12 protein-coding genes are annotated in these 11,800 nt (G+C 36.6%); 1 reads left to right on the top strand and 11 read right to left on the bottom strand.

What is annotated here, in order from left to right; translation table 11 throughout:
* Nucleotides 1-11: 11 nt before the first annotated feature.
* From ftsZ to DKL56_RS03345, 11 genes are all read right to left on the bottom strand, one after another.
* Nucleotides 12-1,337, bottom strand: coding sequence for a cell division protein FtsZ (gene ftsZ, locus DKL56_RS03395; RefSeq protein ID WP_074425454.1), 1,326 nt, complete (start codon nt 1,335-1,337; stop codon nt 12-14).
* A gap of 14 nt (nt 1,338-1,351) precedes the next feature.
* On the bottom strand, nt 1,352-2,710 hold the full coding sequence (gene ftsA, locus DKL56_RS03390; RefSeq protein ID WP_109715416.1) for a cell division protein FtsA: 1,359 nt from the start codon (nt 2,708-2,710) through the stop codon (nt 1,352-1,354).
* Between the two features lie 62 nt (nt 2,711-2,772).
* The gene (locus tag DKL56_RS03385; protein ID WP_109715415.1) at nt 2,773-3,624 is read right to left on the bottom strand and encodes a cell division protein FtsQ/DivIB; all 852 of its coding nucleotides are present in this window, start codon (nt 3,622-3,624) and stop codon (nt 2,773-2,775) included.
* A 15-nt stretch (nt 3,625-3,639) separates the two neighbouring features.
* Nucleotides 3,640-4,749 (bottom strand): undecaprenyldiphospho-muramoylpentapeptide beta-N-acetylglucosaminyltransferase, encoded by a 1,110-nt coding sequence (murG, locus tag DKL56_RS03380; protein ID WP_109715414.1) that lies wholly within the window; start codon nt 4,747-4,749, stop codon nt 3,640-3,642.
* 1 nt (nt 4,750) lies between these two features.
* Nucleotides 4,751-6,130, bottom strand: coding sequence for a UDP-N-acetylmuramoyl-L-alanine--D-glutamate ligase (murD, locus tag DKL56_RS03375; RefSeq protein ID WP_109715413.1), 1,380 nt, complete (start codon nt 6,128-6,130; stop codon nt 4,751-4,753).
* Nucleotides 6,131-6,136: 6 nt separating this feature from the next.
* The gene (gene mraY / locus DKL56_RS03370; RefSeq protein WP_420812397.1) at nt 6,137-7,099 is read right to left on the bottom strand and encodes a phospho-N-acetylmuramoyl-pentapeptide-transferase; all 963 of its coding nucleotides are present in this window, start codon (nt 7,097-7,099) and stop codon (nt 6,137-6,139) included.
* 7 nt (nt 7,100-7,106) lie between these two features.
* Nucleotides 7,107-9,272 (bottom strand): penicillin-binding protein, encoded by a 2,166-nt coding sequence (locus DKL56_RS03365; protein ID WP_109715411.1) that lies wholly within the window; start codon nt 9,270-9,272, stop codon nt 7,107-7,109.
* The gene (gene ftsL / locus DKL56_RS03360) at nt 9,272-9,634 is read right to left on the bottom strand and encodes a cell division protein FtsL (protein ID WP_074425461.1); all 363 of its coding nucleotides are present in this window, start codon (nt 9,632-9,634) and stop codon (nt 9,272-9,274) included. Before ftsL ends, DKL56_RS03365 begins: the two co-directional genes overlap by 1 nt.
* A 13-nt stretch (nt 9,635-9,647) precedes the next feature.
* Entirely contained in the window at nt 9,648-10,595 is a 948-nt protein-coding gene (rsmH, locus tag DKL56_RS03355; protein ID WP_109716029.1) for a 16S rRNA (cytosine(1402)-N(4))-methyltransferase RsmH, read from the bottom strand.
* An 8-nt stretch (nt 10,596-10,603) separates the two neighbouring features.
* The gene (mraZ, locus tag DKL56_RS03350) at nt 10,604-11,035 is read right to left on the bottom strand and encodes a division/cell wall cluster transcriptional repressor MraZ (RefSeq protein WP_074425462.1); all 432 of its coding nucleotides are present in this window, start codon (nt 11,033-11,035) and stop codon (nt 10,604-10,606) included.
* 171 nt (nt 11,036-11,206) lie between these two features.
* Entirely contained in the window at nt 11,207-11,533 is a 327-nt protein-coding gene (locus DKL56_RS03345) for a DUF3397 domain-containing protein (protein WP_074425463.1), read from the bottom strand.
* Between the two features lie 102 nt (nt 11,534-11,635).
* On the opposite strand from DKL56_RS03345, the gene DKL56_RS03340 reads away from it, so the two are divergent.
* Nucleotides 11,636-11,767 carry a DUF4044 domain-containing protein gene (locus DKL56_RS03340; RefSeq protein WP_074425464.1) on the top strand — a complete coding sequence of 44 codons (132 nt, stop codon included), beginning with the start codon at nt 11,636-11,638 and terminating at the stop codon, nt 11,765-11,767.
* Nucleotides 11,768-11,800 lie beyond the last annotated feature (33 nt).

Below are 11,800 nucleotides of genomic sequence, written 5' to 3'. Positions count from 1 at the left end.
TTTACCTCCTGCTACTTTTCGCCACGATGTCTAAAAAACGGAATATCGTCAGTGTCGTCATCATCAAAGGCGCTAGTTTCAATTTGTGAAATACTACCTTGATCATCAAAGGCACTCTGCTGTTCATCACGTTCAACCTCATTTTCAGTGGAACGTCTACTTGCTTGATCGTCATTATCTAAGCCCCAAACACTGGTTGGATCTACCATAGTTCTATGCTTAGGAGCCTGTTCAGAATCAGTAGTTTGATCAAAAACTTGTTCTCTTTCGACTGACTCAGTCTCATCTAGTTTAGTATCTAAATTAATAGAACTTTTTTCAGTTTCAGCTTTAACTTGATGTCCTTGTCCTGGTAGCTGCTTAGAAGCTTCTTCTTCAACTAGAGAACTAATTCCTGTTGCAATCACAGTAACTACTACTTCATCACCTAAATTAGGATTGATAGACGTACCAAAGATAATATTTACATCATCACCAGCAGCTTTTGAAACAATTTCAGAAGCATCTTGAGCTTCAAACAAAGTTAAATCTGGTCCACCAGTGATATTTAGTAGGACTTGTCTAGCACCATCTATTGAAACTTCAAGCAAAGGTGACGAAATTGCTAATTTAGTGGCTTCAACTGTTCTATTCTCACCACTAGCGCGACCAATTCCCATCAAAGCAGCACCCTGGTTAGCCATTACAGTTTTAACATCCGCAAAGTCTAAGTTTACGTAATCGGTAGAAGTAATTAAATCAGAAATACCTTGAACACCTTGTTTTAAGACATTGTCAGCCTCTTTAAAAGCATCCATCATTGGGGTCTTCTTATCAACCATCTCTAGCAAGCGGTTGTTAGCAATAATAACTAATGTATCAACATATTGCTTTAATTGTGAAATACCTTCTGTAGCGTTTTTGGAGCGTTTGGGGCCTTCAAATGTAAATGGTCTAGTAACGACACCAACTGTTAAAGCACCTGTTTCACGAGCAATTTTAGCAACAACAGGAGCTGCACCAGTACCCGTACCACCACCCATTCCAGCAGTGATAAAAATCATGTCAGCACCTTTAAGTGCATCTTCGATTGTTTGTTCACTTTCTTCAGCAGCCTTTTGACCGACTTCAGGATGAGAACCTGCTCCTAACCCTCTCGTTAGTTTTGGCCCAAGCTGAATTTTAGTTTCTGCTTTATTACTATTCAAGGCTTGAACATCCGTGTTAGCAGCTACAAAAGATACTCCTTGTACGCCATCATCGATCATCCTATTAACAGCATTACCACCGGCACCACCGACACCTATCACTTTGATGACAGCATTTTTATTGTCATCTGAATCGAATGTGAAATCCATCTAATTAACCACCTTTAATCAAAGAACTTTTTAAAGAAATTCTTTATACCCTTATCTTTATTTTTTTTATTATTAATTGAATTACTTTGCGCTCTTCTCTCTCGCTTCAGCAACTCAGGTTTATTATATTCTTCTTTTCCCTTGGTTTCATTACTAATAACGGGTCTTTTTGAATTTTTATTACTTTTTTCAGTTGAGTCGTTACTTTCACCTAGGGTATTCTTGCCATAAATTGCACTTATTGCTAAAAAGTCTATATCTGACATCTTATATGCATAGTTAACAATGCCATATGCAGCTGAATATACAGGATTTCGCATTCCAATTTGATCAGGCTGGTAGACACGCGTTTTGACATTTAACTTTGTTGCAATAATGTCATCAATACCTTGAAGAAGGCTACTACCACCAGTAATGATAATTCCCCCAGGGAGCTTCAAGGCATCATGTTTAATTAGTCCTTTTTCAATACGCTCAACTATCTGCATTATACGTGCATTGATAATTTGACTAAGATAAACTTCGTCCACCATCTGCTGACCATTTGATCCCGCACTATTGATAGCAAACTTATTCTTCTTTGAAGCTAGTAAATAGTCCGCGTAGCCATAATCAAGCTTAATTTGTTCAGCATCCTTTTTTGAAGTACTTAAAACAGAAGAGATATCATTTGTGATGTCGCTTCCACCTTCAAAGTCTATATTAGCATATTTTATCTGACCATTGTGGATTACCGTTGCAGTGGTTACGCCTCCACCTAAATCCAAAATGACAGAGCCAAAGGTTCGTTCGCTTTCATTCAAAGCTACACTTGCAATTGCGAGTGGTGTCGGAATAAAGAAGTTATTTTGGTAACCTGCCCTTTCAATCGCTTTCTTAATATTGTGCAATGGGCTTGCAGGAGCAGTCAATACAATCCCTTGAACAGCTAATGAATGGGCAATCATCTTTCGAGGATCATCTACCTCTGTTTTTCCATCAATTAAAAAACGACTCGTCAAAAAAGCAATAGGTTCTCTCTCACTTTTTATAGCGGATTTAATTGCAGCCCTCACGACACGTCTAACATCACTATTACCAACTTCTTGACCATTATCGCTAACATTGATTAAATCGCTTGCTGCTTCCAATTGTAACATTCCAACAGGAATGCCAGTTACTACACGATATATATTTGCATTTGTTTTTTTACTAATTTCTTTTAAAGCGTATCCAATCGCATTCGCGGTTTCATCAATATCAACGATATTTCCATGTCGCATGCCTTTATTAGGAACTGCAACTGCTCCTATTACTTTCCCCGCATCAGCAACGACTGCCTTAACGCTAGTGGTTCCTATATCTAATCCCACTAATAGATTTGTATTGTCCAAAAATTAACCCCCCGTCACTGCTCTTTCTAAAAATTTTAACATAAATTGTTTATAAATACAGCTTATATTAACCCATAAGCCCGCTTTTCACTTGGTGTTAAGGGACGACTATATGCACCAACTTCTAGGTCAATCAAACTGTTTTTATTTACTTTATTCTTAATTTCGTCGTAATACTTTAATTTACTTTTGATTGTTGTAATATTTCCAATAATCACATTCCCATCCTTCATTACGAAGATTACCTGTGATTTTCTACGTGTATTCCCACTTAAAAGCTTAATTTGCTCTTTAAACTCATCAGGTAAGCTATTGAATAAATGCAAATTATTATTTAATGAAACTTCACGATTATAACCAATAAAAACAGGTTTGTCTTGATCTATTTTACTCCAAGAAAGTAGCTGCGTACCTAGTTTACCATTTGAAAGAATTTTACAATAGCCATTTTCTTTTTTTATATAACCTATTGGTTGAAATTCATTTATTTTTAAACTTAATTGATTAAAATGATTCACTTCTACACTAACATTTTTTATTTCAGTATACTCACTAGTTAATTTACTGTTTACATTATTCCAATTTAGCAAATAGTCAATTACATGGTCACTTGCTTTGATTTTAGCAACTTTTACAACATTTTTAGCCGGTAAATCATCCGCTCCCTCAACCCTAACACTGCGAACATTTGCTAAGGGTGAAATGTAGTAGCCAAGGCAAATTAAGCAAATTATTGAGATAGTTATGATTAAGCCAAGCCGTTTAACCAATGCAGACTTACGCTCACTATGCAAATTAGAAAGTGTAGCAGAAATTTTGTTTTGGCTTTTTCTTTTTTTCTGATTAGATTGATGGTCTAAGTAGTGCGATAATTTTTCTTCTGGATCAATCTTAGTTATGCGTTTCTTAGTCAACTACCTCACCTGCTTTTATTTTTTGGCTATTTCTTCCATCACTTTAATAACCTGATCTGATGCATCTGGTACACCTAACTTTTTAGACGCTGCACTCATTTCATCAGCATATTTCTGATCTAGTAAAATGTGATCAATTGAAGAAATAAAATTGTTAGGATTTAAATCATCTTCAGCAATAACTGTTGCTGCCCCAGCCTTTTCAAGATCAAGAGCGTTTTTCATTTGATGATTATGGGTAACATTGGGACTAGGAATCAAAATTGCTGGTACGCCTAAGGCAGTAAATTCTGCAATACTCGTTGCTCCTGATCTTGAAACAACGCAAGTCATCTTGGGTAAAAGTGCCGGCATGTCCTCAACATAAGCTAGAATTTTGATACTTGAACCACAATTAAAGTCAGCTAACTTCTTTTGAATTTCATCATAGTAGTATGTACCTGTCACCCAGATCACTTGATACGGTTTTTTCATTAACTTGGTCAGTGATTTTAGCATAATCCGATTCAGAGCTAGTGCGCCCCTAGAGCCACCGAAAACCAGTACTGTCGGTGTATCTGGATTAAGTGCCAATTTGCTTTGCAAGTCAACTTTTGTCGAAGCAAGGCCTAATACCTGCTGTGAACGAGGATTGCCAGTTTTTATCAGTTTTTTCTTTTCGGTAAATTGTGCAGCTGCATCATCAAAGGTATAACAAATTTTATCAACATAATGACCCAAAAACTTATTTGCGACACCAACAACTGAATTAGATTCATGAATCATCGTAGGAATATTCATTTTAGCAGCAGCGTAGACCATTGCTCCGCTTACATAGCCACCCGTACCTACAACAACATCTGGCTTAAAATCAGAAATTATTGTTCTGGCCTTTTTGGTTGCCTTAATAAATAGGTTAACCGTTGTAAAGTTACTTAGTAAGTGCTTTCTAGTAAACCCCTGCAATTCAAGTGTTTTAAAGTTTACTCCAGCAGCAGGAACGATTTTTGCTTCGAGCCCTTTTTGCGTTCCGACAAACAGAATTTCGTCATCGGTTGCTAAATTACGCTCTTTAAGTCGTTCTATCAATGCCATTATCGGATAAATGTGGCCACCCGTGCCACCACCTGTAAAAATAATTCTCATTTTATTTAGTTTTCAGTTCCTTAACAAAATTTATAAAATAGTCGCCACGTTCTTCAAAAGTACGGAATTGATCCCACGAGGCACAAGCTGGTGAAAATAGTAAAACATCGCCTGGTTGGGTTAACTCATAGGCTTTGGGCACCGCCTCTTGTAAGCTGTTTTCAATCACAATATCAGTGATACCAGCCTTACGAGCAGCGTCTGCTAACAAGAATCTTGTTTCACCATAAAGAACAACTGCTCTTACGTGCTTTTTTAGCAATGGTACTAAGTCATCAAATGTAAATCCACGATCTAAGCCTCCTGCAATCAAAACTTCTGGTTCTTGAAAGGATGGGATAGCAACTGATGCAGCCTCTATATTAGTGGATTTAGAATCATTATAAATCTTTCGACCATCAAGTGTCATGACATACTGTAAGCGATGTTTAGCACCGGTAAAAGTTGCCAAGACTGCTTGAATATCATCATTTTCCGCGCCCATGATTTTAGCGATTGCAATTGCCACTAAGGCATTTTGTTGGTTATGGATTCCTGGTAGCTTCATTTGCTTAGTTGCCATAATCTTTTCGTTTTGATCCTGCAAATATCCGTCAGCAATAAAGTAATTTGCTGTTTGATCTTTTTCTGAGAAAGTTTGTATTTTGGCCTTGGTAATTGCCTTTTCCTTTTCTAAGATGTCTTTTTGATCAAAATTGGCTAAAAAATAGTTGTCTGCTGATTGTGTTTTCGTAACATTTAACTTAGCAGCCACGTAATTCGCAAAGGTTTTGTGATAATCAAGGTGAACATTATCATAAATGTCAATAATTGCTGCTACGCGTGGATTTATATCAGTCACGCCCATCAATTGGAAGCTTGACATTTCAACAACCAGAACATCATCCTTCGTAGCCTCAGTAACAACCTCTGCAATTGGTCGTCCAATATTGCCTACCGCGTATGCATGATGTCCACTTTTTACTAAATGATGCTCCAAAATTTGTTGAGTCAACATTACCGTTGTTGTTTTACCATTAGAACCGGTAACACAGACATAAGGAGCTTCACTGACATTTAACGCAACCTCCGGCTCGGTGATAATTGGTAAGTCTAGTTTGGTTGCTTCCTTTACCATTGGGTTGTCATATGGAATACCTGGGTTTTTAACCAAATAATCAAAGTGCTCTTTTGAAAGCAAATCAACTGGATGTTGGCCACCAATAACCCTTACACCAAGCTTCTTTAATTCTTGTGCATGAGGATTTTGATCGAGATCAGCCTTATCGTTTAAAGTTAATTTTGCACCAAGTTTAAGCAACAATTCACTTACAGCAAAGCCACTTTTTCCTAATCCTAAGACTAAAATATTTTTATTTTTATATGTCTCAATCTGCCTCATTTTGTTTTATCCCCAAATAACTAAATATAAAATACTGCCAATTAAACCAGTTAGCCAGAAAATAATATCAACTTTCCATTCGGAATAACCTAACATTTCAAAATGATGATGAATAGGTGTCATTTTGAAAATTCTCTTACCCGTTGTTTGGAAAGAAATCACTTGTAAGATTACACTAGCTGTTTCACAAACAAACACGATTCCAACTAGTAACAATGACCATGGTCTATTTAAAAAGATACTTACGGCAGCTAAGCCACCACCCAGTGCGAGTGAACCAGCGTCACCCATAAAAATCTTGGCTGGTTTGTGGTTGAAAATGAAGAAAGAAATAAGTCCACCAATTACACTCATACAAAAAATTAGTACTGCAAAGTTTTTTTGCTTTAATGCTAAATATGCGTACGTACCGTATGCAATGATTGATAAACCAGTAGCTAAACCGTCTAACCCATCAGACAGGTTAACTGCGTTTGAAAAGCCAACCAACCAGAAAATAACAAAGATTGTAAACAAAACTGCGCTTGTCACAATGCCGATAAATGGAATATAAAGACCAAATTTGAAGTTATCAGTTGCTGCAATTAGCACAATTAAAGCTGCAATTAGGATCTGCAATGTGAACTTTTGCCAAGCCTTTAAACCTAAGTTTCGCTTATAAAACAGTTTAATTCCATCATCTAGGAAGCCAATAATGCCATAACCTAATAAACTAATTATCAAAATCCAAATTAATTTATTCAAGTGGTTTTGCCAAGCAGCTACCCATATTGTTGAAATAACAGCGGAAAGCACAAAGATGACACCCCCCATTGTAGGCGTTCCCGATTTTTTCTCATGCCATTTAGGGCCTTCATCACGAATTTCTTGTCCTTCATGGTGGCTTCTCATGAAAATAATCATCCACGGAAGAAAAATTCCTGTTAATGCTAACGAACTAACTAATGCAATAATGCTAATGATAAGCATAAAAATGCTACTCCTTTAACTTGATTTTTATTTTAGTACCTGACTTAATAGTGATACCAGGTTTCACGCTTTGTCGACTAACTCTACCTGTGCCTTGAATATCCAACTTTACATCGGTAAGATTTTCAAATTGACGCAATTCTTCAATTGTCCAGCTATTCATTTTCGGGCATTTTATTTTACCGGAAGTTAAAACAAAAATTTTGTTGCCTGCTTCTAGTTTTTGTCCTTTGGCAATCGACTGCCCGCCTATTTTATCACCACTGCCTACCTTAGCAAGCCGTAGCCCTAATTGCCGTGCTTTCTTCTCTGCTTCTAAATAGGACATTCCTTTAAAATCAGGTGTTTTAATGATTGTTGTGTCATTTACTTCGTTTTTTGACATTAAAATGACGCGTTTCATCATCGGCTTAAAAATTGAAGCTAAGATAACTTCCGCAGGCTTGCTCATCCGTCGAGGCTGTTTCACAGTAATATAAATGCAATAGCGTGGGTGTTTGGCTGGGGTGACGCCAACAACAGAAAATGTATAATTATTATCGCCCTTAAGGTAGCCTCCACCCTTAGTATTTGCAATTTGAGCAGTTCCAGTCTTGACCGCAATACTTTCGCCCTTAATGCGGTAAACAGATCCTGTTCCAATTTTCTTATTCAATACACGTTGCATATTTTCAAGAACAACTTGTGCAGTTTCTTTTGAATAAATTGGTTCACCAACATTTTTGATTTGATAATTGGTAATTATCCTACCTTCTGAATCTGTCACTTTTTCGACAAATTGTGGCTTTACCATTTGACCTTCATTAGCCAAACTACTAAAGGCTTGCATCATCTGCATAACATTAACATTTACGCCTTGACCAAAACTTGTAACTGCTTGATCAATTGGTGATTTAAAAGCAATCAGCCCTGGTTGTTCTCCTGGCAAAGTTACACCAGTGTTTTGGCCAATGTGAAATTCATTCAAATATTTACGCCAAGTTTTGGCACCCATTTGTTGTTCAAGATGAACAAAACCAGTATTACTTGAGCGAGGAAAAGCTTGAGAAAATGGGATGCTTCCCCATCCATGAGTTTCCCAGTCATGAATTACTGAACCGCTAACTGTTACCGAACCAGAATTGTAGTATTGATTTGGGTGATAATTTCCACTATTAACGGCCGCAGACAAAGTTAGTACTTTAAATACAGAGCCTGGTTCATACGTATCTTGTACCAAAATGTTCCGGTATGATTTTTCCATTCCCTTTTTTGTTTGCGGGTTAAAAGTCGGTCTCTGCGAAGCAGCCAGGACTTTACCAGTTTTCATATCTTCTACAACGGCAGTAATTGAAACTGGATTAAAATTACTTTGAACGTAAGACAGGCGATTTTCAAGGTATTCTTGCAATTGTGAATCAATGGTTAAATAGACATTATTACCATCTTTGGGCGCCTGATAGTTCTGAACACTATTAGGCGTTTGAAAGTTTGAAGCATCGACTGACGAAATTTGGTAGCCGTCTTTACCTGATAAAACATCATTATACCAAGCTTCAAGTCCCATTGTTCCAATCAAATCTTGGGTCTTAGTTTTTTTGTTATACTCTGGCGTGGCTAAACCAACAATATGTGATGCAAAATTACCATTAGGATAAAGTCTTGATTGAGTTTCAAAAAACTTAATTCCTGGTAACTTCATCTTTTCAATTCGTTCTTTTTCTTTACGCGTTAACCCAATACCAGCAGTTCCAAATTGAACTTGAAAAGCCGGGTGACTTGGATTTAAATACTGCAAAATCTTGTCAGCAGAAAGCGGTAGGACCTTCGCCAATTTTTCAGCAGTTTCTGCTTTATTTACAACGTATTCGGGCTTATTTTTATAATTGATCGAGGATTTATCCAAAATTGCATAAATTGTATACAGATGAGAGTCCTGAGCAACCGCAAGACCATTACGATCATAAATTGTCCCACGAGTTGCTTTTAAAACCTGGTTTCTCATGTATAACTGCTCAGTTTTTTTGGTCAAGTCTTGACCGCTAACTGTTTTAGATATTCCTATATATAAAAATCTGCCCATAAATACAAGAAAAACCAAAGCTACAGCCACCTGAAGGAATCTTCCTACAGTAAAACGGTATTTGTGAGCTTTGGATTTCTGTAAATTTAAATTACTAATGTGTTTTTTCATTAGTGAATAGTCCTAATATTTTTTTCAATCAAAGTTAGCCCCTTATCTTTAGCAATCTTGTTAAGTCTTGCACTTGAGGTTAACTCACCTAATTCCTGATGTAAATCACTTACTTGACTTTGCTTTTTAGCAACTTCACGTTGCACACTAGTAAGTTCATGTTGAGCTGAAGTAGCAGAAATGCTTGAAGATACTAACATTGTCATCAAGCCAATTGTGATTAAAGTGCCCACGGCAAGTAAAGTCCGCTCTAGCCCATTCCAAGCAACATGCCGATGGTCAAGAACTTGTCTTTTTCTCTTTTGGGGTTCTTCTTGATTATTAGGATTAAACTCTATTTTTCTTGCTAAACTATCAGCCATTGCTATTTCCTCTTCACAATTTTTCCGCAACTCGCAACTTTGCACTGTGTGAGCGGTTATTGTTTTCCAACTCTTCTTTTGAAGCAACAATTGGTTTCCGATTGACCAGGCGAAGTGTTGGCTTCATGTTATCTGGTATCATTGGCATTCCTCTTGGTACTTCAACTTCAGAGTACTTTTTAAAAATATTCTTTACGATTTTGTCTTCATCAGACTGGAAGGTAATTACACTAATTCTGCTACCGGGCTTTAAGAGCTCAATAGCCTCCTCAAGTGACTCCTGCAAAACATCAAGCTCATGGTTAACAGCCACGCGTAATGCTTGAAATGTCTTTTTAGCAGGATGTCCCCCTGTTCGACGTGCAAACGCAGGAATTGCTTCCTTAATAACCTCTACCAATTCAAAAGTTGTTTCTATTGGTCTGTTTTGTCTTCTTTCAACGATTTTACGAGCAATTTGGCGAGAATATTTTTCATCGCCAAACTTGTACAAAATATCTGCTAGTTCTTTTTGGCTGTAGTTATTTACTAACTGATATGCATCAAAACTCTGACTCTGATCCATGCGCATATCTAATCTAGCATCAAAGCGATAAGAAAAACCACGTCCTGCTTGATCAAATTGCGGGGATGAAACACCTAAATCATAGTATATACCGTCAATGCCATTTTGATAACCTAGCTCAACCAGATTCTTCTTTAAATGACTAAAATTGTCATGTACTAACACTAGTCTAGGGTCACTATTAGGATTCAATAAACTAGCAAAGTTTAACTGTGCTGATTTTATTGCATACTCGTCTTGATCAAAGCCTATGAGAGTTCCATTCTTAAGCTTACTTAGTAAGTATTTTGCATGTCCGCCACCGCCAAAAGTTGCGTCTACGTATAGACCACCGTTTTGGGGATTTAAATTTTCAATTGTTTCATGTAAGAGTACACTGGTGTGTTTGAATTCCATAGTCATTTTTATAGTTCAATATCATCCAAATCTTCTGCGATGTCATCATAGTTTTCGTTAGCGTCTTCACTAAATTCTTCCCAGCGTTCCTTTGACCAAATTTCAATTCTGTCAGAAACACCAACGATGACACATTCTTTAACCAAGGAAGCGTGTTCCTTTAAAGTTGTGGTCAGATTGACACGTCCTTGCTTATCAAATTCGCATTCCATTGCACCAGAGTAAAACAATCGCGTAAAACTACGCGCATTTCTCTTAGTTAATGGAAGTTTTGCTAACTTAGCTTCAATTTTTTGCCACTCATCAAGTGTGTAGCCAAAAATACAGCCTTCCATTCCGCGAGTGAATACCATCTTATCACCAATTTGAGTACGCAAACGAGCGGGAATAATTAAACGCCCTTTGCTGTCAAGATTGTGATGAAATTCACCCATGAACATGGTCTAGCCCCCTTCCAAATAATAATTTACCACATTCCACCACTTTCTACCACTTTTTATTACATTTTTTTGATTTTTTATTTTTTCATATTTAAAAACAAAAAAAGATTGAAATCTTTCGCAAGATTTCAACCTTTTAAGCTTATTTAGTTAGTGGGGAACTATTCCCACTTAAATCATCATAAATAGTAACCCAACATACCAGAAAATGGTATTCATTGTTAAAAAGTCCCAAATTTCTCTTATTGTTCTTCCCAATGAAATATTTTTATTTTTTACTGCCTCACTAACTGCAATAATTATTACTAAAATAAAAAACATGAAAAAACCATATGGCAAAAACTCTGGTCTCTTTTCTTGAACAACAATCAAATGACAAGCTGCAATTAAAAAAAATGGCAAAATATCATAACCTCTAAATTTTGCTTTCGGGAAAAACCAATTTAGCAAGGCAGCTATTAATATTCCAATAACGGGTAACATAAAAATTAAAAGCATATTTATTCTTCCTCTATTTACTTTGTTTCCATTTTATCCTATTAGCCGTTTGAAAAAAATATTTAAGTAGAATAAAATATTGTTCAAACAGGAGGTCAACAAATGACGCGAAGACGTAAAAAGAAAAAATCAGGTTTTGAAAAGCTAACTATATTTATGGCATGGATAATGGCTATTATTACTTTAGCTGCCGTTGTCGTTCAGGCATTAAGTCAAATCGGCTTTTTTGAATAAAAAACGTGAGAAAATAATCTCACGTTTTTTATT

This window comes from Lactobacillus apis, from assembly GCF_003150935.1.
GTDB lineage: Bacteria > Bacillota > Bacilli > Lactobacillales > Lactobacillaceae > Lactobacillus > Lactobacillus apis.
The sequence above is the reverse complement of the archived record's forward strand: the minus strand, read 5'-3'. Positions and strand labels throughout refer to the sequence as shown.